This window comes from Pontibacter sp. MBLB2868, from assembly GCF_051904785.1.
Taxonomy (GTDB): Bacteria; Bacteroidota; Bacteroidia; order Cytophagales; family Hymenobacteraceae; genus Pontibacter.
Window position 1 is genome coordinate 3,542,308 of sequence record NZ_CP196710.1, and the last position, 21,547, is coordinate 3,563,854.

Here is a 21,547-nt window from a genome sequence, read left to right on the forward strand (position 1 = left end):
AAAATGAAGGCGCAAATATACTACTATATCTGCGCCTCCAAATATTTTTCAAAACTATTTCTTTTTAAACAGAACCTTGATTGGAACACCCTCAAATCCGAAGTGTTTCCTGATCTGGTTTTCCAGGTAGCGGGTGTAGGGCTCCTTAATATACTGCGGCAAGTTGCAGAAAAAGGCAAAGGTTGGATTGTGTGTAGGTAGCTGCGTTACATACTTTATCTTTACAAACTTACCCTTGATAGCTGGCGGCGGATAACGGTCAATCTCCGGCAACAGCAAGTCATTTAGCTTAGAAGTCGGGATTTTTTGCGTTTTGTTATCATATACTTCCATCGCTTTTTCCACAGCCTTATGAATACGCTGTTTTGTAAGCACTGATGTAAAGATGACAGGTACATACTTTATAGGGGCAATCCGGCTCAGAATCTCTTCTTCAAATTGCTTGGTTGTATGCGTGTCTTTCTCTACCAGATCCCATTTGTTTACCAGGATCACAATTCCTTTGCGGTTCTTCTCAGCCAGAGCAATTATGTTTACATCCTGCGCTTCGATACCACGTGTAGCATCCAGAATAACAATACACACGTCAGCATCTTCCAGGGCACGCACAGAGCGCATCACCGAATAAAACTCAATGTCCTCGCTAACCTTGCTTTTACGACGCAATCCCGCCGTATCCACAATTATAAACTCTTTGCCATAGGCATTGTAACGCGAGTGAATTGCATCGCGGGTAGTACCGGCAATGTCCGTTACAATGTTTCGTTCTTCGCCAAGCAGCAAGTTCACAAATGATGACTTACCTACGTTCGGGCGACCTAACACAGCAAGCCTCGGAATGCCTGCATCCGGGTCCTCTACGCCTGCGTCTTCAAAGTGGCTAACTACAGCATCAAGTAATTCTCCTGTGCCGGAACCGCTTTGCGATGAAACAGGAAAGATCTCCTTACCTACACCTAAAGAGTAGAATTCACCCATCTGGTGCATCCGCGCATTTGTGTCGGCTTTATTCGCCACTACATAAATAGGCTTGTGTGTTCGACGCAACACATTGGCAAACTCCTCGTCCAGGCCTGTTAAACCCGCATCTACGTCCACCATAAACAGAATAACATCAGCTTCTTTAATAGCCAACTCTACCTGCTTGTTAATTTCCTCTTCAAAAATATCTTCGGAGCCATGCACATAACCACCTGTGTCTATCACGGTGTAATATTTGCCTGTCCAGTCTCCATGGCCATAGCTACGGTCGCGGGTTACACCGCTCTCGTTGTCCATGATGGCCATACGTCTGCCAATAAGGCGGTTAAAAAGTGTAGACTTGCCTACGTTTGGGCGGCCTACAATTGCAATGATGTTTGATGACATCGAAATAAAATAAAATAGTTAAAGTGCCCCCGGAGCACCTTGCTCCGAAGCTTTATGCAATGCGCCTACTTACTCGCTGTAACCAAAACGCCTAAGCAGTTTTTGGTCTGTTCGCCAGTTTTCGTTCACGCGCACATACAAATCAAGAAATACTTTTTTCTGGAAAAACTTCTCCATGTCCACACGGGCCTGAGTGCCTACTTTTTTAAGCGCTTCTCCTTTGTTACCGATCACAATGCCTTTCTGGCTGCGCCGCTCCACACTGATCTCGGCCCGTATGCGGATGATGTCCTCCTCCTCTTTAAACTCCTCTACCACTACTTCGCAGCTGTAGGGGATTTCCTTTTTATAGTTAAGCAGGATCTTCTCCCGGATAATTTCCGAAACAAAGAAACGCTCCGGCTTATCAGTCAGTTCATCTTTTGGATAGAACGGCGGATGCTGTGGCAAGTAATGTAGCAAACGCTCGAACAGATGCTCCAGCCCAAAGTTGTGCAGGGCAGAAATCGGGAGAATTTCAGTCGGCTGCATTTTTTCCTGCCAATACGCGACCTTCTCGTTTAACTCCTCTTCTGTTGCCTGGTCTATTTTGTTGATCAGCAGCAAAATCGGCACCTCAGCATACTGGAGTCGTTTGATCACATCATCCTCATCGTGCTTTTCATAGATATCTGTAACAAACAAGATAACGTCTGCATCTTCAAGAGAGGTGCGCACAAAACTCATCATCGATTCGTGTAGCGCATACTGAGGCTTAATAATGCCCGGGGTATCAGAATAGACAATCTGAAAGTCATCTCCGTTCAGAATACCCATGATGCGGTGCCGCGTAGTTTGCGCTTTAGATGTAATTATAGACAGCTTCTCCCCTACCAAGGCATTCATCAAGGTAGATTTACCCACGTTTGGTTTACCCACTATACTTACAAAACCAGCTTTATGCGTTGTTTCGGCCATACTCTAAAATTTAAGGTTGCAAAATTACTTCTTTTTTACGAGACGCCACCCCAATAGCTGAATAATTGATTCACAGAATGATAGAATAAATCTCTATGATCTGGAAACGGCGGCAAATTGAGTTGAACATTTTGCCATACTTCTTGCTTTCACTAGCGTCCCCGCAACTCCGGACAATGACAATTCTCATTAAAAAGAAAGTTTTATAGTTTGTACCTTTGCAACAGATAAGCATTTATACTTTACATGAGCAAGAAAGCCTCTGGTAAAATTGGCGTGCTGCTAGTAAATCTCGGCACACCTGATACTCCGAACACCCCTGACGTAAGAAAGTACCTGCGAGAGTTCCTGCTGGACAAACGCGTGATTGACATACCTGCTATTGCACGGTATGCTCTGATCAATGGCGTAATTGCTCCTTTCAGGGCACCTAAATCGGCGAAAGTCTACAAAGAGCTATGGACAGAGCGCGGTTCCCCGCTGTTGTACCATGGCCGCGATTTGCAGGAAAAACTGCAAAAAGCGCTTGGAAGCGACTATCATGTTGCTTTTGGCATGCGTTACCAGAGCCCAAGCATAAAGAGCGCTCTGGAAGAATTAAGAGAGCAAAGTGTGGATAGGATTATTGTACTGCCCTTGTTCCCGCAATATGCCTCAGCCTCTACAGGATCTGTGCAGGATAAGGTTATGGAGATTGTGAAAGATTGGTGGATCATACCAAACATCAATTTCATCTCATCCTTCTGCGATGATCCAGGCTTTATAAAAGCTTTCGCAGCGTTGGGCAAGCAGCACATGGCCCAGGATGACTATGACTTCGTAGTTTTCAGCTACCACGGCCTGCCTGAGCGTCATATCCTGAAAGGCAGTGACCATGGCTACTGTAAATTAGGGGCGTGCTGCAATACGTATAACAAGCGGAATAAATACTGCTACCGAGCCGCGTGCTTTGCCACCTCCAGATTGTTGGCAGCTGAGCTTGGCCTGCGCGAAGACCAATATACCGTTTCGTTCCAATCCAGACTGGGCAGAGATCCGTGGCTACAGCCTTACACAGACTTTGTGCTGAAAGACCTGCCTGCCAAAGGAATTAAGAAAGTGCTTGCTTATAGCCCTGCCTTTGTGGCCGACTGCCTCGAGACGACCATAGAAGTTGGAGAGGAATTCAAGGAGATGTTTATTAATGCCGGCGGCGAGAAATGGCAGCTGGTAGAAAGCCTTAACTCAAACCCACAGTGGGTGGAGGCTGTAAAGGAGATGATCCTGAAAAACTAATTATAGCAACAGCAGCATTACCTTTTAAGGTACTACTGTTCCAAACAAAAGCAGAAGCCCGGGAGATATACTCACGGGCTTCTGCTTTTTGGTTAGTCCCGTTATCGTACCTGTACCTGTAGTTAATGCCTGCGAAGTAGTTAAGCCAGTAATCCGTTTTCACACCTACTACAGCACCTTCTTCTTTCCTGAACTCCAGGTACGGGCCTGCAGATAAACCAGCCAGCCCTATTGAAAAAGCATCCTGCGCTTGAACACCAGACAGGGACATGCTCTGGTGTCATTATATTCTTTTAAAATCCACCCAGTAGTCCGAAGTTAAATCGGCGAAGTTTCTAATTTTCTGCAACAGCAGTTCCGGATCATTTTCCACAATCAGGTTGTCGCGCTGGTCTGCTTTGATAAAACCTTCGGCCACGCAGTGATCCACCATATCCAGCAACCTGTCATAGAACCCGTTTACATTTAAAAAAGCAACCGGTTTTCTGATGATACCCAACTGATTCCAGGTAATGATCTCACATATCTCATCGAAAGTCCCGAAGCCACCGGGCATAGCGACAAAAGCATCGGAACGGGCAGCCATCATGGCCTTTCTCTCGTGCATTGTCTGGACTACATGTAGTTCTGTCAGGGCCATGTGTGCAACTTCCCTATCTACCAGGCTCTGCGGTATTACACCTACAGCCTGGCCTCCTGCTGCTAAAACTGCATCCGCAATGGTACCCATCAGGCCTACATTGCCGCCACCATAGACCAGTGCAACCTGCTGTTGCGCCATTAAATGCCCCAGCCTGGATGCGGCTTGCTGGTATACTTCATTTGCCCCGGTGTTGGCACCACAGAAAACACCAATACTCTTCATTCTTTAAAGTTTTTTATAACGTAAAAAAAAGGCTCCAGCACGTATGCCGGAGCCCCAATTCAGGAATAGCTCGCTAGATTTTAAGCGAGTTGTTTCTTATACATTTTGGCCAGTGTTTCCGCCACATAATCCACCTCTTCCGACGTATTGTACTTGCTGAACGAGAAACGCACTGAACCGCGTGCCGGATCAATATTTAACGCACGAAGTACGTGTGAGCCTGCATTGGCACCACTACTACAGGCACTCCCTCCTGAAGCAGAAATTTTGTTAATATCCAGGCTAAACAATAGCATCTCATTTATGTCAGAAGCTGGCAGATTGACATTGAGCACGGTATAAAGGCTCTTATCACTAACTTCGGACATTCCGTTGAAACTTACACCCTCCATCTGTTCCCGCAGCTTATGTATCATGCGGTCTTTCAGGCTTTGAATGTATGCATGGTGCTCCTCCATGTCGCGGTATGCAATTTCAAGAGCTTTGGCCAAACCGATGATACCGTACACATTTTCCGTACCACCACGCATGTTACGTTCCTGTGCACCTCCCTGGATCAGCGGCTGAATTTTAACATTCGCATCGCAATACAAGAAGCCGACTCCTTTCGGACCATGAAACTTATGCGCGGACCCAACAATAAAACTTGTGCTTAACTGCTGAAGGTCGTGCTTGTAGTGCCCCATAGTCTGCACTGTATCGGAATGAAAGATCGCATCATACTTTTTGCAGATCTCTCCAATTTCCTCAATATTATTCAGGTTACCCAGCTCGTTATTAGCATGCATCACAGACACTAATGTTTTGGGCTTGCTGGCTAACAACTCTTCCAGGTGCGCCAGGTCTAAGTTACCACGTTCATCATGACGCAGGTAGGACACCTGCACCCCTTCCTCCTTCTCGAGCAACTCCATAGTGTGCAGCACGGCATGATGCTCTAGCCTGGAAGAAATAGCATGCTTTATACCGTGGGTACGGCAGGTGCATCGGATAGCGGCATTATCGGCCTCAGTACCCCCAGAAGTAAAAAAGATCTCGGCTGGGGATGTGTTCAATAATCCGGCTACTGTTCTGCGCGCTTTTTCGATAGCCGACCTCACCTCGCGGCCATGTGAATGAATGGAAGATGGGTTACCGAAGTGCTCCAGCATAAAAGGAGCCATGGCATCAAACACCTCCTTGTCCAGAGGGGTGGTGGCAGCATTATCTAAATAAACACGCATAGTATCTGAGTTTGGATTCACTTCTCTAGGAACTGCTAAAGTATAAAAAAAAGTTGCGCCAAGAGAGAAAAAGGCTCATTTCCTCCTCTGGCGCAACTAAAATTGCCTTTTTATATTATTTTACAACAACAGCACATCAGGCTTTTACAGAAATAACTTCCTTGATGTCAGCAATGATTTTATTGGCCAAATGCTCCGCTGTAGCATTGCTATCAGACTCGGCATAAATACGAATTATAGGCTCTGTATTTGACTTGCGCAGGTGTACCCACTCCTTATCAAACTCGATCTTAACACCATCAATAGTGTTTATAGGCTGCTTCGCGTAGCGCTCCTGCATCTGGCGCAGCACCTCATCTACGTTTACATCCGGCGTAAGCTCTATCTTGTTTTTAGAAATGTAGTAATTAGGGTAAGAAGAGCGCAGGCGCGTCATGCTTATGTCAGACTTAGCCAAATGCGAAAGAAACAAAGCGATTCCCACTAAAGCATCGCGGCCATAGTGTAGCTCCGGATAAATGATACCTCCGTTGCCCTCTCCACCGATCACGGCATTTTGGGCTTTCATCATGTTCACTACATTCACCTCGCCTACTGCAGCAGCAAAATACTCGCCGCCTGCCTTCTCGGTCACATCACGTAGTGCCCTGGTTGAGGAAAGGTTAGACACTGTATTTCCTGTCTTGTTTTTAAGAACATAATCGGCCACAGCTACCAGTGTATACTCTTCCCCGAACATACTGCCGTCTTCATTTACCAGGGCCAGGCGATCCACATCAGGGTCAACCACAATGCCCAGGTCAAACTTGCCCTTCTCAATCACTTTAGAAATCTCACGCAGATTCTCAGGCAGTGGTTCAGGGTTGTGCGGAAAATGGCCATCTGGCTCACAGAACAGCTTCTCTACCTTCTTCACGCCGAGTGCTTCCAAAAGCATCGGCACGGCTATTCCTCCAGTTGAGTTGACACAGTCAATTGCTACGCTAAAGTTTTTTGCTTTGATAGCCGCCACATCAACTAATGGCAGATCAAGTATCGCCTTGATGTGCTTCTTAATAGCGGTATCGGATGTTTTATACTTGCCAAGGTCGTTTACCTGAGCAAATTCGAATGCTTCTTTCTCTGCTATCTCCAGCACCAGCTTTCCTTCCTCATCAGAGATAAACTCTCCATTTTGGTTCAAAAGCTTTAGTGCGTTCCACTGTTTCGGGTTATGACTGGCTGTCAGGATAATGCCGCCGCCTGCTTTCTTAGCCGGCACTACCATCTCCACAGTAGGAGTTGTTGACAGTCCTACGTCTATCACATTAATGCCTAACCCTTGCAAGGTTGCGCAAACCAGTTTATTAACCATCTCGCCAGAGATGCGCGCATCGCGGCCAACAATGATTGTGTTGTTACCAGTTGTTTTTAATACCCATGTTCCGAAAGCAGCGGAGAACTTCACCACATCAACAGGTGTGAGTGCTTCACCAGCCCGTCCGCCTATCGTACCACGTATTCCAGAAATTGATTTTATTAAAGCCACTTTTCGTATGTTTTTACTTGGGCAAAAGTAATCATTTAGTTATACTTTAAGAAGTATAACTTATCAATAGATTTAGAAATAATCCCGAAAATAAAGAATCGGCCTAAGGCTTTCTACCTGTTACACTGTGCATTCTGAAGCACCTTACGCCTGCTTTACGTATATTTGCTCCTGTAATACTTATGACTACTATGAACTTTGACGATAGCCCGCGTGGCAGACAACTTCAGGCATTTAACCGATTGCTGGACATTATGGATGACTTGCGCGAGAAATGCCCCTGGGACCGCAAGCAAACACTTGAGAGCCTTCGGCACCTTACCATAGAGGAAACGTACGAACTCTCTGATGCTATCATGAAGAATGATTTGCAGGAGATCAAAAAGGAGATCGGCGACCTGATGCTGCACATGGTCTTTTATGCCAAGATCGGCTCTGAATTAAAAGCGTTCGACATTGCTGACGTTTTAAATGGAGAGTGCGAGAAACTGATCTTCCGGCACCCGCACATATACGGCGCCGCCACAGCAAATACCGAGGAGGAAGTAAAGCAAAACTGGGAGAGGCTAAAACTCAAAGAAGGCAATAAATCAGTGCTGGGAGGAGTACCTTCTTCGCTGCCTGCACTTGTAAAGGCTATGCGCATTCAAGAGAAAGCCAGGGGCGCCGGGTTTGACTGGGATGATAAATCAGAGGTATGGAAAAAGGTGCAGGAGGAACTAAATGAGTTTGAATCTGAGTTTAATGTAAAAGATACAACCCTGATAGACAGAGAGAAAGCTACCGCGGAGTTTGGAGATGTGCTGTTTTCACTAATAAATTTTGCCCGTTTCATCGACATCAATCCCGAGGAAGCTTTGGAAAGGACTAACCTTAAGTTCATATCACGCTTTCAGTATATCGAAACCGAAGCGGCTAAAAATGGCAAACAACTACAGGATATGAGCTTGGAAGAAATGGACTATTACTGGAATAAAGCAAAAAAATAATCTGCGTGCGTACAACATTAATACTCATTCACTATATTTATAGCACTTTTTTAAAAAAACCTGACCCTATATCGATTTATAGCGTTTTATTAAATAGATAATAATTAGAATTTTTACCTTCAGCCTTCTAACTTACTATCTGCTAACATGCAGATATAAGTAAACTACCTCCTACTGGTTAAACTTGTCATGGATTGGCAAAGGCGAATCCTGCTACCTTTTAAAGGTAGTGGACAAACAAGTAAGGCACAGATGTTAAAATGCCATTTAGCGTTTTAACTTTGGATAAGTAATTAAATTATTTAGATTTGTAGAGGCGCAGAATTTTCAAAAAACAATAGCGTTAAAAATTTGGAAAATAACAAGGTCGATTAAATATCGTTAAAAATGTTTTTAAAATTTTCCTCGCCGTACTATATGATAATTGCAGAAAATACAGAAATTGCGAATTCTTCAAAGAACTAAAAGCAAAATAATTGCATTAAGAATTACACAAACAAATAAATTACAACACAAACAGCTAAACTTTAAACTTTAAGAAAATGGAAAAAAAGACTGCAGTAGTAAGCAAAAATGCTAATGTAGAAACTAAGGCCAGCACTGGTGGCTCAGTATTTGCTTCTATCGTGATTCCGTTGGCAATTCTGGTATGTATTCTGATTTATATCTTCGTACTTGGTAATCCAGCAAACTTCGAAGGCGGAAGCAACGAAAACCACCCACTTCCTGGAAACTATTTGGGAATTGTATATAAAGGTGGTTATGTAGTACCTGTTTTGATGTCTCTTGTACTGATGGTATTTATCTTCGCTATTGAGCGTGTGTTAACTATCAGCAAAGCAAAAGGCTCTAAAAGTGTTCCTGCATTCGTTCGTGCTATATCTGCTAAATTAAACCAGCGTGACATCAACGGTGCAATTGCTGCTTGTGATGCACAAAAAGGTTCAGTAGCTAACGTGGTAAAATCAGGTCTTCTTAAATACAAGGAGATGCAGAATGAGCCAGAGCTTTTAAAAGCTGAGAAAATTGCTGCTATCCAAAAGGAAATTGAAGAGTCTACTGCACTGGAGCTTCCAATGCTTGAGAAGAACCTGGTAGTTATCTCTACTATTGCTTCTATCTCTACGCTTGTTGGTTTGATCGGTACAGTACTTGGTATGATCAAAGCGTTCTCGGCTCTTGCAGCTGCAGGTACTCCGGATGCTACCGCCCTTTCTAACGGTATCTCTGAAGCCTTGATTAACACAGCTCTTGGTATTACAGGTTCTGCTCTTGCTATTATCGCTTACAACTACTTTACAAGCAAGATCGATGAGCTTACTTACAGCATTGATGAGGCTGGTTTCAGCATTATCTCTACTTTCGCTGCTCAGCACGAAACAACTGGTGCTCCAGTAAGACCACAAACTGTTTAATCAATTTAACACAAGAAAATGCCTAAAGTAAAAGTAAAAAGAACCAAACCTTCATTGGATATGACACCGATGGTGGACTTGGCCTTCTTGCTGGTTACTTTCTTTATGCTAACAACAAAGTTTGCTCCTGAAGAAGCGGTGATCGTAGATACGCCATCGTCTATTTCAGAAATCAAACTTCCTGAATCCAACGTAATTACTATAACGGTTGACAAGAGCAACCGGGTATTCTTTGGAGTTGATGGCAAGCAAACAAAGGAAGCACTTCTCAACAAGATGGCAGGCAAGTACGGTGTTAGCTTCAGCCCAGCAGAAACGGAAACGTTTTCGTTAATTCCTAACTTCGGCGTTCCGATGAACAGGCTTAAGTCTTATCTGGCTTTAAGCAGTGACGATCGTAAGAAGTTTGATAAAAGTGCCCCAGGTATTCCGATTGACTCTACTAACAATGAGTTATCTGACTGGGTACTTCAAACACGTCTTTCAAACCCTAAAGTGGTTATTGCCATCAAAGGTGACTCAGACGTGAGCTACGAAACGATTCAGAAGGTTATTCAAACCCTGCAGGACAGAAAAGTGAACAGATTTAACCTGATCACTGACATGGAAAATAAACCGCAAAACCTTTAATCGAGAGACTAGAAATGGCAGAGATACAAGAAAAAGGCGACTCCGGTAAAGGCGGGAAAAAAAGAGCCAAGAAGATGTCCACTCACCTGGACATGACTCCTATGGTAGACCTTGCTTTCCTTTTGCTTACATTCTTCATGCTTACCACTACGTTCAGTAAACCACAGACCATGGAAATTAACATGCCTGTGAAACCTGAAACAGAAGAAGAGCAAATAGCGCTTAAAGCAAGTAACGCCATGACAATAATTCTAGGCGAGGATGATAAGCTCTATTACTATTTCGGTCTAGGCGATCCAGCTGAAAACCCGGAAGTAATTGAGTCTGATTATTCGGCTAGTGGTATTCGTAAGGTTCTTTTATCACCACGTATAAAGTCAAATGAAAAAATGACTGTGATGATAAAGCCTATGGAAGAGTCACGTTACAAGAATGTTGTTGACATTTTAGATGAGTTAAAAATCACTGATACGAAGAAGTTTGCTCTTGTTGAAATCACAGACAACGACAAACAACTTATTCAGCAAAAAACCGGACAATAGATATGGACGCAAGTAAGTTATCAAAAGCATCGCTTGATGATATCGTCTTTGCAGGACGAAACAAAGCATACGGTGCCTACCTACTTCGCAGACTTTACAACAAGCATATCATTAAGGCCGCTGTCATCGCCACAGTGTTATTCTTTATTTTTATCAGCATTCCGCTGATTCAAAAATTGATAGCAGGTGAAGAAGAGGCGCAAGTGGTAGAGCGAATTGTAACGGAAGTAGAACTGGCCCAGCCACCTCCAATTGATGAGGCTACGCCACCGCCGCCGCCGCCGCCACCAGATCTTCCGCCACCGCCACCGCCAGTGCGTGCAAGTGTTAAATACACTCCGCCGGTAGTAAAGCGTGACAATGAAGTAGTGGAAGAGGAAGAGATTCCGGATGTTGAAGTACTAGAAGAAATTGACGCTGGTACCAAAACAGTGGAGGGTGTGAAAAACGCACCACTTGACCTTGGTGATATCGATGGAACAAGCAATGTAGTTGCTGAAGCTGTAGAGGAGAAGCCTTATACATACGTAGAGCAGATGCCATCTTTCCCAGGTGGTGAAACTGAAATGCTAAAGTATCTGGCTAAAAACATCCGATACCCAGCCGCAGCACAGCGTGCAGGTGTAGAAGGTCTGGTTGTTCTTTCATTCGTAGTAGGTAAAACAGGTGAGATATCTGAGATTCAGGTAATCAAAAATCTAGGAGCCGGTACAGATGAAGAAGCTATGCGTGTTGTGAAAACAATGCCTAAGTGGACACCAGGTAAGCAGAACGGTAGAACAGTACCTGTTCGTTACACTTTACCAGTACGATTCACGATCAAATAAGTACTTCAGTACATAAAACAGAAAAGGCCAGCTGCAATAGCTGGCCTTTTCTGTTTTATACCTTTTAAACTAACAAAGCTAAAAGTAGAACAGCCAGGTGATACATAATCAAAAGAGACACTAATAATAAAAGAGTGTTCAAATCCGGATTTGATAGTCCTCAGATCCGGAAAAGAAAGGATTTAGGGAATTCAGAGGCGTAAAATTGCTTAAGAACATCAGGAGAAAACACAGCACACTGCTCCTGTTGATAACGCAAAATAAAATTAATCTAACCTCTAAATCCGGGATCATGAACAAGAACTATTATTTAAGCGCCACTTTTAACGAAGTTGTATTCAAAGACAGAAACAAGGTATATGGTGCCTTCGAATTAAGGCAGAAGTATGAGAAGCACGTAATAGCAGCATTGTTTATTGCTATAGTTGTCTTCAGTTCAGTGCTTGCCACACCGCTGATAAAAAACATGTTCTTTGCCAGCACAGATAAAAGCCAGTTACCAATTATTGAAACTGATGATCGGGTAATAACCGATGTTATAGTTATACCGCCATTACCTGATAAACCAAAAATAGAGGAACAGGTTGTGGCAGCAAAAAAGCAACAAGTGAAAACAGAGGTATACGCTGAAACCAAAGTGGTACCAGATGATGCGAAAGTGGAGACAAGAGAACTTGCTAACCAGGAAGATCTGAAAGAAGCTAACTTTGGCACACAGAAAATTGAAGGGACACCCCCTACAATTCCTGACATTAAAATAGTTGATGCTCCTCCTGCAGGTTTAGGAGATGGCAGTGCAAAAAATGAACCGGAGATCTTTATTATTGTGGAAGAAATGCCTGAATTTATAGGCGGAGAAAAAGCTATGCTGCAGTATCTGAGCAAGAAAATCAATTATCCGGCCATGGCCCAGCGACAAGGTATAGAAGGGCTTGTGGTAGTGAGTTTTATTGTATCAGAAACAGGAAAGATCAGAGACGTGGAAGTAATAAAAGGTTTGGGCTCCGGAACAGACGAAGAAGCACTACGTGTAGTAAGAAATATGCCGGACTGGAAACCGGGAAAACAAAATAGCCGTAAAGTACCGGTCCGGTATACTTTACCTATTCGATTCAGCCTGAAATAGTGAGAAACGTATAAAAGCAGAAGCAAACATTGGTTTTGTTTGCTTCTGCTTTCTTTTTTAAAGCACAAACGCTATTTTTAAGGGTTAAACAATAAATTATAGCTAAGCTGTCGCAGAATGCTCAGACCAAGAAGAGAAAATGAAACAGGAAATGCCGTACAAAAATTTGTGCGCATCTTCACCTTATTGATGACTTTACTTTATGTAGCTCTTGGGGTGTTTCTGATCTTTATTGACAATAGCCAGTTGAACCTTAATCTTTCTAAAGAGGTAAGGATGGTATTAGGCGGTATATTGATATTATATGGTGCAGCCAGATTCATTAGAGTATACCAACTAAACAAACGGTCTAAAAACAATGAGAATGAAAAGTAACATATTCAGCATTTTAGCTAGTGCAGCTCTGATCGTTCAGTTCTCCTGCGGAGGTGATCCTAAAACACAGCTGGACACGCCTACAACAGGTAAAATTAACATCAGTGTTGATGAGTCTTTTCAGCCAATCATAGAAAGTGAAGTTGATACATTTGAGGGTATCTATAAGTATGCTGATATAAATGCCGGATACAAGCCTGAAGGCGATGTTGTGAAGGACCTGCTTAATGATAGCACCAAAGTAGCGGTGTTATCAAGAGAATTAACGCCAAGTGAAAAAGCTGTCTTTGATAAGAAAAAGATAATCCCCCGTTCAACAAAGATCGCGATTGATGCCATTGCCCTCATCGTGAACAGGAACAACAAGGACACCTTACTGACAGTTGATGAATTGAAGAAGATATTTAGCGGTCAGGCAAAAAAATGGAGCGACCTGGATGAAGATTCTAAACTAGGAGACATAACGATTGTTTTTGATAACAATAATTCCAGCACGGCACGTTATGTACGTGATTCATTAATAACTGACGGGAAGCTTCCCCAAAATACCTTTGCCGCCGAATCGCATAAGGCCCTGATTGATTATGTGGAGAAAAACGAGAATGCCATCGGTGTTATCGGGGTAAACTGGATAAGCGATTTTGATGACTCAACTGCTGTGAATTTTCAAAAAAGAATAAAAGTACTAGCGCTTAGTCAGGACTCTAATCCATTAACGACAGATGACTATTACCAGCCCTACCAGGCTTATATCGCGCAGGGTGTGTACCCATTGCGTCGTTACCTATATATCATTAGTACTGAAGGCCGTTCAGGGCTTGGCACAGGATTTGCATCATATGTTGCAGGTGACAAAGGCCAGCGTATTATTCTTAAGTCTGGGTTAGTGCCTGCCACAATGCCAGTGCGTGTTGTGGGACTAAGCAACTAACGAATTCTGCATTTTTCAAACTAAAACAACTAAACTTAAATACAATGACGAATAACTGGAAGTATATAGTTCTGATGGCGGCAGCCTTCCCTGCTACAGCAGCTTTTGCACAAACTGGTGGTGCTGGACAAAGAGCCGTTGATCTAGAGCGCTATGAAGAAGCTAAAAATATTTACAAGTCTCAGTTAAGTGGTAAGGATGCCGATAATGCCTATTTTGCAATGGGTGACATTTACCTGAAAACTGAGAAACTTGATTCTGCAGCATACTATTTCAATCAAGGTATAGCTCAGAACAAGAAATCCTATATCAATTATGTAGGTTTAGGTAAGGTTGCACTCGAAAAAGGTGATAAGGCTAAAGCAGAAGAAAATTTTGACCAGGCTTTAAAAGGCCGGGGTAAAAAAGACTCTTATGTTCTTACAATGATCGGAGATGCGTATGTTAACGCTCCGAACGCTACTGAACAAGAGATCAACAAGGGTATTGATTACCTTAAAAAAGCCCTTGAACGTGATAAAAACAATGCTGCTGCTAACCTTATCTTAGGTGATGCTTACCTTTCTTTGAAAAAAGGTGGCGAGGCGATGACAAATTACGACAGAGCTATCCAATTGGATGATCGCTATGCTAAAGCGTACTTAAGAAGAGGTCAGCTTTATACTAGCTCACGTAACTATAACGAGGCAGAAGAAGCTTTTAAGAAGGCTATAGAAATTGATCCTAATTATGCTCCTGCTTACCGTGATCTGGGCGAACTATACTACTTTGCCGGTCAGTACGACAGAGCGCTGTCTACTTTCCAGAAGTATGTAGACATGGCCGAGAAAACTCCTGAAACACGTGCTAAGTATGCTTCATTCCTATTCCTGACTAAGAATTATGAGCAGGCATTGAAGGAGGTAGATCAGGTGTTGCAGCAGGAGCCAGGCAATACGGTAATGAACCGTTTACGTGCCTACTCTTACCTTGAATTAGGTAAACCTGAGAAAGCCATGGAAGCGATGAATACTTATCTTAAAAATGTTGATAAGAATAAGCTGATCGCAGAAGACTACGCATACTTTGGTAAGATCTATAGTAAAAACAATCAGCCGAAAAAGGCTATTGAGAACTTAGAGATCGCCATTCAAAAGGACTCTACAAACGCTGACCTGTATTATGACCTTGCAAACGCATATGCACGTGAGCAGCAGTATGACAAGGCTATTGGTATCTATAACCTGAAGCAGGAGAAGCTTGGCGCATCAAACACTGACTATTTCCATATTGGTAATGCCTACATGATGGCCGGTGACTTTAAGAAAGCGGATGAGACTTATGCTAAGATCACAGAAACTAACCCAACTTATGCGTATGGTTATATCTGGAGAGCACGAGCACAAGCAAGCCAGGATCCGGAAACTGAAAAAGGTTTAGCAAAAGGAATGTATGAGGAGTTTATCAAGCAAGCTGATAGCGAGCCCGACAAGTATAAAAAAGAGCTTATAGAAGCCAATACTTACCTGGGTTATTATAACTACCTGCAAGGCAACAGAGATCTGGCTATAAAGCACTACCAGCGTGTTAAAGCTCTTGATCCTACTAACCCTCAAGCGGAAGCAGCATTAACAGAAATCAATAAGTCTACTAAAAAGAAGAAGTAATTAACTTCACATAAGTAAAAACAAAAAAGCCTGCTCAGTGAGCAGGCTTTTTTGTTTTTACTTATGTGAGTTGTTTTTATACTCCGTTACATAACTCATGTATACCAGATTTATATTCGTAAGGCTGCCTTACCTATTTGATCATTGATCTTCATACAGGCTCCACTTTTCAAGTGCTGCCCTGAAATCTTCCGGAAGTTCCGTCTCAAACTGAATAAATTCTTTGCTCAGCGGATGAATGAAGCCTAACGACTTTGCATGTAAAGCCTGTCTAGGCATGAGCTTGAAGGCATTTTCCACAAAGGATTTATAAGACCCTACGGGAGAGCCTGCCAAAATCTTATCTCCACCATACGTTGTATCAGAGAATAGCGGGTGACCAATGTACTTCATATGTGCCCTGATCTGGTGTGTTCTACCTGTTTCAAGGTTACACTGCACCAGCGTAACGTATTTAAAACGTCGTAACACTTTATAATGCGTAACAGCATGTTTCCCGTAATCACCTTCCGGGTATACTGTCATTACCTTTCTGTCTTTAGCACTGCGCCCAACATGGCCTGTTATCGTACCGGCATCATCTTTAACATCACCCCATACCAAAGCGTAATAGGTTCGCTCAATTGAGTGATCAAAAAACTGCTTAGCCAGGTAAGCCATACTGTAATCAGTTTTAGCGATTACCAATAAGCCAGATGTGTCTTTATCGATTCGATGCACAAGGCCTGGCCTACCCTCCCCGTTGCGGGTGGTTGGCAGGTTTTGAAGGTGGTATACCAGTGCATTTACAAGAGTACCGTTCCAGTTGTTATAGGCTGGATGCACTACCATACCTGCTGTTTTATTAACCAACAGCAACTCCTCATCTTCATACAAGATATCCAACGGAATATTCTCCGGATGAATATCTGTGTCGCGCGGAGGCTCCGCCAACGTTATGGTAATTACATCGTGGGGCTTAACCTTATAGCTTACCTTAACTGGCTTTTGGTTAACCTGTACAGCCTCCGATTTAATGGCTCCCTGAAGCTTGTTGCGCGTAACGTTCGGCAGGCGATCCATCAGGAACTTATCGATGCGCAACAACGACTGCCTGCTATCCACCACTATTCTATGGTGCTCGTAGAGTTCATCTGAATCTTCTGATGTTTCTTCCTGATCTATATAATCAACCACAGGTACTATACGATTAACGTGTATTATAAACAAAAAGAAAGCCGAAGTAGATACATCGGCTTTCCCCTTAAATAAATTTTAAGCTTTTTTAGTTCTTCTTCTTCTTGCTGGTAGAAGCTGGTGTTTTAGCTGGAGTAGCGGCAGGCTTAGCGGCAGCTGGCTCTGGCGTCTGCTGAACTTTAGACGGATCAACACCTAATTTCTTTAATACAAGTGGAGAGATATCACCATCCTCAGGGCCTGCAAGCAATGCCTGGTTGCTGATTACGTAAGTATAGCCGTTCTCTTTTGCTACTTCTTTGATCGCTTTATCGATCTTAGTGATTACCGGATCAACCAAAGATTTTTCTTTTTGCTGAAGAGACGCCTGAGCATTACGCTGGAACTCCTGGATAGAATTATTCAGGTTCATTAGCTCTCTCTCTTTGTCTTCGCGCACTACTTTATCCATGGTTGCAGCACCTTGCTCATAAGCTTTCATCTTTGTTTCATACTCAGAGTACTTGTTTTTGAGCTGGTTCTCAAGTTGAGTGCTGTGCGTTTTAAGGTCAGACTCAATTTGCTTGCTTTCTGGCAATTGCAGTAGAATATACTCTACGTTAGTATAACCAATTTTTAGAGGCTGGTCGTTACTTTGTGCAAAAGACGCAAAGCTGATAAGTAAGAACGCTACTACTAAGGTTTTGATTTTGTTCATCATTAGTTGGTAAGTTAAGTAATATTCAGGGTTTAGTTTTTTGACTTCTTTTTAGGAGCCGGTTTTGTTTTTACCGGCTGAGATTCTGGTTGCTGCTCTCCTGCTTCTGTTTCCGGCAGGTTATTCGGATCTTCTATTGTAGTATTGGCAGGTTTGCTACCTGGTGTATTCTGTTTATCAGAAGCTAATCCTAATTCTTCCAGTACATACTCTGTATAATCATGCACCGGGTTTGTATAGATCATTACCAGGTCACCGGATTTATCAAACATGATCTGTAGCCCTTTTGCCTTAGATACTTTTTCTACGGCAGTGAAAACTTCGTCCTGTATAGGGCGCATTAACTCCTGCCGTCTTTTAAACATCATGCCTTCATAACCGAAGATCTTACGCTGATAATCTCTTAGTTCAGTTTCTTTCTTCGCTATTTCAGCCTGTCGCTTTTTTTTCATCTCCTCAGTCAGGAGAACTTCCTCAGCTTTATAATCCTGCTTCAGTTTGTCGACTCCTTGCTGAAGTGTTTCTATTTCCTTCTGCCAGGCATCGGCATATTTATCCATCTCCTGCTGCACTTTGTTATATGCAGGCATTTTGCTCAAAATATAATTTGAGTCAATATAGCCAAACTTCTGTGCCTGCGAAACATGCGCTAGCAAAAAGCCTGCTAAAAAGATGAACAAAAACTTTCTCATACAAATTCAATAGGTTAGCGTATCTGCTGCCCTATGATAAAGTGGAACATGCCTCTTTTATCATTCTGACCACCTGGTAACGTATCTAATCTCCAACCATAGTCAAAGCCTAGCATACCAAATGCTGCCATAAATATTCTGGCTCCCACACCTGTTGAGCGGTAAAGCTTGAACGGGCTAAATCTTTCATAAGAGCCAAAATTATTTCCTGCTTCCAAAAACGCCAAGCCATATATAGTGGCAGCCGGGTTTGGAGAGATCAGGTAACGAGCTTCCAATACAAACTTATCATAAGCAACACCACCGGCAGAGCGTAAAGTTGCATTATCATTGTTTACAACACTTTCATCGTCGTAGCCACGTAAGCCAATGTATTCTGTTCCTACAAAGATGTTGCCACCTCCAAGGCCGGAACCACCAAGCTTAAATCGTTCAAAAGGACCGATTTCTTCATCAGAACTATACGTGCCCAGGAAACCAAAGTGCGCTCTTGTATTCAATACCAAATTCCCTGCCAAGTTTATAAAGTAAGATGCATCAAACATCCACTTGTTAAATTCGATGTACTCAAACTGGTCTTTTCTGTCTGACAGGAGTGAGTAAGGAGGCGTAAGGTTTACACTCAATGAGATGGCAGACCCTCTGCGCGGGAACGTCGGATTGTCTATGCTGCTACGACCCACAGTATTTACAAAAGAGATACTGTTTGAGATACCATTGTCAAAACCAGGGAAAAGCTGGTAGTTGCTTAGGTCATAACGGTTGTAAGAGAAGGAGTGGTTCATGTAGAAGTAGTCATCCGGCCAGTTCAGGCGTCGGCCCAGGCTAATAGCACCACCATCTACATTCAGGCGCTGGTCCAGTTCCGAGTTAGGAATTCTTCTAACTGTTTTAAATAAACTTACCGTAAATGAATTTCTCTTGCGACCTCCTAACCAGGGTTCTGTGAAAGAAAGCGAGTAAGACTGGTAGTACTTTCCGTTTGCCTGCACGTTAAGAGACAATCGCTGACCATCGCCGCTAGGTATTGGTCTCCACTCAGACAACTTAAATAGTTTGCGTGTAGAGAAGTTGTTTAATGTTAAACCTACAGTACCAACGGCACCGATAGGTCCTCCCCATCCACCAGATAAGCTTATCTGGTCGTTAGGTCTTTCAACAACGCTGTAATTGATATCTACCGTACCGTCTACTGGGTTCGGGATAGGAGAAAGTCCAATTTGCTCCGGATCAAAATATCCTAGTGAGGCTAATTCGTTTCTGGAGCGAATTAAGTCGTCGCGGCTATACTTCTGCCCTGGCAGTGTGCGCAGCTCACGCAGAATAACATGGTCACTGGTTTTATCGTTACCGGATACTGTTACTTTATTGATTGTAGCCTGCGGGCCTTCCGTAACACGCATTTCAAGGTCAATAGAGTCACCCACAATGGCTACTTCTACCGGATCTATATTTGAGAATAAATACCCATCATTTTGATACAATGCGGATACATCTATACCTCCTGTCGGGTTATAAGTGAGGCGTTTCTCCAGTTCCTGCTGGTTGTAAACATCTCCTTTCTCAATACCTAATACCCTGCTCAGGTAAGCATCATCATAAATGTAGTTACCCTTCCAGGTGATGTTGCGGTAGTAGTAGCGGTTACCTTCATCTACAGTTATTCTGATACCCAATCTATCATCGCTGATTTTGTATACAGAGTCCGAAACTATTGTTGCATCGCGATAACCCTCTGAGTTATAGAAATCCAACAGGAGCTGCTTATCGTTCTCGTATTCATCTTTCTGAAACTTGGAGGAAGTAAAGATCTTGTAGAAGCGCTTTTCTTTTGTCTTCTTCAACTGGCGCTGTAACTTCTTATCTGTGAAAGCCTCGTTGCCTACAATCTCAATGTCACCGATCTTAACTTTATTGCCTTTATCAACTGCAATGTCAAGCACCACACTGTTTGGCAGGTTGGTAGAAGGGCGCTGCACGATGTTTACTTTCGCGTTCAGATAGCTTTTCTCTGCATAATACTTGCGAATGGCATTGCGTGTGCTGTTCAGAACGGCATCCGTTACGATCTTTCCTTTCTGCAAGGGCACCTTATCCTTTAGTGCGTCAGCTTGCGTTTTGTTAATGCCGGTAAAACTAAAGTCAGCCAGTCGAGGACGCTCCTTCAGGCTGAAGTTTAACCAGATGCGGCTGCCTTCAACTTTAGTGATAAAAACCTCTACATCACCCAGGATGCCCTGGTCCCACAATTTTTTAATGGCACGGCTGATATCTTCGCCGGGCACGGTTATCTCATCGCCAACCTTTAAACCTGTAACAGAAACAAGGGCAGTAGGATCCAGGAAATTCGCGCCGCTTACAGTTATGCCGGCAATGGTATACTGTTGCGGCTGTGCGTAGTTAAAGGGGCTGGTCTGCGATGGGTTATTTTGAATTTGAGACGAAGCTGTGCCTGTAATAAACAGAAACACAAGCACCCAGATGCATCTTGTCATTAATATTTTCACTTGGTTAGTTGTTCACTGGTTTTTCCGAACCTACGCTCACGGCGTTGGTAAGAAACGATTGCTTCATATAAGTGCTCTTTCCTGAAATCAGGCCAAAGCAACTCTGTAATGTATAATTCAGTATATGCTAACTGCCACAGCAAGAAATTGCTTATCCGCTGTTCGCCGCTGGTACGTATCAACAGCTCAGGGTCTGGCATGCCTGCAGTAGACAAAAATTGTTCTACAGTGGCCTCATTTATGGCATCTGCCTGTATATTACCCTGACCCACCTCATGCGCCATACGTTGCATTGCCTGGGTAATATCCCAGCGGCCACTATAACTTAGCGCCAGCACCAGCGTCATGCGGCTGTTCTGCTTGGTAAGTTCAATAGCCTCCTGCAATTCTTTTTGGCAAGAAGCTGGTAAGCTTCCTGTATTGCCTATAGTCTGTAAGCGGATATTATTTTTATTAAGTGTGGCTGTTTCTTTCCTGATCGTAGAAACGAGCAGCTTCATCAGAGCAGAAACTTCTACGGCAGGCCTCTTCCAGTTCTCTGTAGAGAAAGCATACAAGGTTAAGTATTCTACCCCCAACTCTGCCGCACTCTCTACTGTCTCGCGCACAGCCGTAATGGCACTTTGATGACCAAATATGCGCAGTCCACCCCTTTGCTTTGCCCAGCGCCCATTCCCGTCCATTATAACGGCAATGTGTTTGGGTAAATTGTCTAAATCTACTTTCTCTTTAAGATTCATTAAAACACAATTTCCTTGCAAGTTACTAAAAGCAAGAC

21 protein-coding genes are annotated in these 21,547 nt (G+C 43.3%); 10 read left to right on the forward strand and 11 right to left on the reverse strand.

The window, feature by feature from the left end; translation table 11 throughout:
- Nucleotides 1-54: 54 nt before the first annotated feature.
- Both der and era read right to left on the reverse strand, forming a co-directional pair.
- Nucleotides 55-1,368, reverse strand: a complete 1,314-nt coding sequence (gene der / locus ACSX1A_RS15125) for a ribosome biogenesis GTPase Der (protein WP_439880477.1) — start codon at nt 1,366-1,368, stop codon at nt 55-57.
- Nucleotides 1,369-1,437: 69 nt separating this feature from the next.
- The gene (gene era, locus ACSX1A_RS15130; RefSeq protein ID WP_439880478.1) at nt 1,438-2,325 is read right to left on the reverse strand and encodes a GTPase Era; all 888 of its coding nucleotides are present in this window, start codon (nt 2,323-2,325) and stop codon (nt 1,438-1,440) included.
- Nucleotides 2,326-2,571: 246 nt separating this feature from the next.
- Between era and hemH the strand changes: the two genes are divergently transcribed.
- Nucleotides 2,572-3,600 carry a ferrochelatase gene (gene hemH, locus ACSX1A_RS15135; protein ID WP_439880479.1) on the forward strand — a complete coding sequence of 343 codons (1,029 nt, stop codon included), beginning with the start codon at nt 2,572-2,574 and terminating at the stop codon, nt 3,598-3,600.
- Here hemH and ACSX1A_RS15140 read toward each other — a convergent pair.
- The 4 genes from ACSX1A_RS15140 to glmM form a co-directional block, all read right to left on the reverse strand.
- The gene (locus ACSX1A_RS15140; protein WP_439880480.1) at nt 3,545-3,871 is read right to left on the reverse strand and encodes a hypothetical protein; all 327 of its coding nucleotides are present in this window, start codon (nt 3,869-3,871) and stop codon (nt 3,545-3,547) included. The genes hemH and ACSX1A_RS15140 overlap by 56 nt on opposite strands.
- 12 nt (nt 3,872-3,883) lie before the next feature.
- A complete protein-coding gene (locus tag ACSX1A_RS15145; RefSeq protein WP_439880481.1) occupies nt 3,884-4,465 on the reverse strand; it encodes a TIGR00730 family Rossman fold protein in 582 nt (193 codons plus the stop codon).
- 80 nt (nt 4,466-4,545) lie between these two features.
- Nucleotides 4,546-5,688 carry a cysteine desulfurase family protein gene (locus ACSX1A_RS15150; protein WP_439880482.1) on the reverse strand — a complete coding sequence of 381 codons (1,143 nt, stop codon included), beginning with the start codon at nt 5,686-5,688 and terminating at the stop codon, nt 4,546-4,548.
- Nucleotides 5,689-5,824: 136 nt separating this feature from the next.
- Complete coding sequence (gene glmM / locus ACSX1A_RS15155; RefSeq protein WP_439880483.1) at nt 5,825-7,216, reverse strand: phosphoglucosamine mutase; 1,392 nt, start codon at nt 7,214-7,216, stop codon at nt 5,825-5,827.
- A gap of 182 nt (nt 7,217-7,398) precedes the next feature.
- Here glmM and mazG point away from each other — a divergent pair, with 182 nt between their 5' ends.
- From mazG to ACSX1A_RS15200, 9 genes are all read left to right on the forward strand, one after another.
- Nucleotides 7,399-8,205, forward strand: coding sequence for a nucleoside triphosphate pyrophosphohydrolase (gene mazG / locus ACSX1A_RS15160; protein WP_439880484.1), 807 nt, complete (start codon nt 7,399-7,401; stop codon nt 8,203-8,205).
- A gap of 542 nt (nt 8,206-8,747) precedes the next feature.
- On the forward strand, nt 8,748-9,620 hold the full coding sequence (locus ACSX1A_RS15165; RefSeq protein ID WP_439880485.1) for a MotA/TolQ/ExbB proton channel family protein: 873 nt from the start codon (nt 8,748-8,750) through the stop codon (nt 9,618-9,620).
- 18 nt (nt 9,621-9,638) lie between these two features.
- Complete coding sequence (locus tag ACSX1A_RS15170; RefSeq protein WP_439880486.1) at nt 9,639-10,250, forward strand: ExbD/TolR family protein; 612 nt, start codon at nt 9,639-9,641, stop codon at nt 10,248-10,250.
- A 14-nt stretch (nt 10,251-10,264) separates the two neighbouring features.
- Nucleotides 10,265-10,792 (forward strand): ExbD/TolR family protein, encoded by a 528-nt coding sequence (locus ACSX1A_RS15175; protein WP_439880487.1) that lies wholly within the window; start codon nt 10,265-10,267, stop codon nt 10,790-10,792.
- A gap of 2 nt (nt 10,793-10,794) precedes the next feature.
- On the forward strand, nt 10,795-11,619 hold the full coding sequence (locus ACSX1A_RS15180; protein WP_439880488.1) for an energy transducer TonB: 825 nt from the start codon (nt 10,795-10,797) through the stop codon (nt 11,617-11,619).
- 292 nt (nt 11,620-11,911) lie between these two features.
- Complete coding sequence (locus ACSX1A_RS15185; protein ID WP_439880489.1) at nt 11,912-12,745, forward strand: energy transducer TonB; 834 nt, start codon at nt 11,912-11,914, stop codon at nt 12,743-12,745.
- A 117-nt stretch (nt 12,746-12,862) separates the two neighbouring features.
- Nucleotides 12,863-13,120: a hypothetical protein gene (locus tag ACSX1A_RS15190; RefSeq protein ID WP_439880490.1), complete on the forward strand. Its 258-nt coding sequence runs from the start codon at nt 12,863-12,865 to the stop codon at nt 13,118-13,120.
- The gene (locus ACSX1A_RS15195; RefSeq protein ID WP_439880491.1) at nt 13,110-14,051 is read left to right on the forward strand and encodes a PstS family phosphate ABC transporter substrate-binding protein; all 942 of its coding nucleotides are present in this window, start codon (nt 13,110-13,112) and stop codon (nt 14,049-14,051) included. The genes ACSX1A_RS15190 and ACSX1A_RS15195 overlap by 11 nt, the downstream gene beginning before the upstream one ends.
- A gap of 44 nt (nt 14,052-14,095) precedes the next feature.
- Nucleotides 14,096-15,697: a tetratricopeptide repeat protein gene (locus ACSX1A_RS15200; protein WP_439880492.1), complete on the forward strand. Its 1,602-nt coding sequence runs from the start codon at nt 14,096-14,098 to the stop codon at nt 15,695-15,697.
- A gap of 141 nt (nt 15,698-15,838) precedes the next feature.
- Here ACSX1A_RS15200 and ACSX1A_RS15205 read toward each other — a convergent pair whose 3' ends face one another.
- The 5 genes from ACSX1A_RS15205 to ACSX1A_RS15225 all read right to left on the reverse strand — a co-directional run bounded on the left by ACSX1A_RS15205 (nt 15,839) and on the right by ACSX1A_RS15225 (nt 21,509).
- Nucleotides 15,839-16,873, reverse strand: coding sequence for an RluA family pseudouridine synthase (locus ACSX1A_RS15205; protein ID WP_439880493.1), 1,035 nt, complete (start codon nt 16,871-16,873; stop codon nt 15,839-15,841).
- A gap of 88 nt (nt 16,874-16,961) precedes the next feature.
- A complete protein-coding gene (locus ACSX1A_RS15210; protein ID WP_439880494.1) occupies nt 16,962-17,573 on the reverse strand; it encodes an OmpH family outer membrane protein in 612 nt (203 codons plus the stop codon).
- Between the two features lie 29 nt (nt 17,574-17,602).
- Nucleotides 17,603-18,262 (reverse strand): OmpH family outer membrane protein, encoded by a 660-nt coding sequence (locus ACSX1A_RS15215; protein ID WP_439880495.1) that lies wholly within the window; start codon nt 18,260-18,262, stop codon nt 17,603-17,605.
- Between the two features lie 14 nt (nt 18,263-18,276).
- Entirely contained in the window at nt 18,277-20,757 is a 2,481-nt protein-coding gene (gene bamA, locus ACSX1A_RS15220; protein ID WP_439880496.1) for an outer membrane protein assembly factor BamA, read from the reverse strand.
- 8 nt (nt 20,758-20,765) lie between these two features.
- On the reverse strand, nt 20,766-21,509 hold the full coding sequence (locus ACSX1A_RS15225) for an isoprenyl transferase (RefSeq protein WP_439880497.1): 744 nt from the start codon (nt 21,507-21,509) through the stop codon (nt 20,766-20,768).
- Nucleotides 21,510-21,547 lie beyond the last annotated feature (38 nt).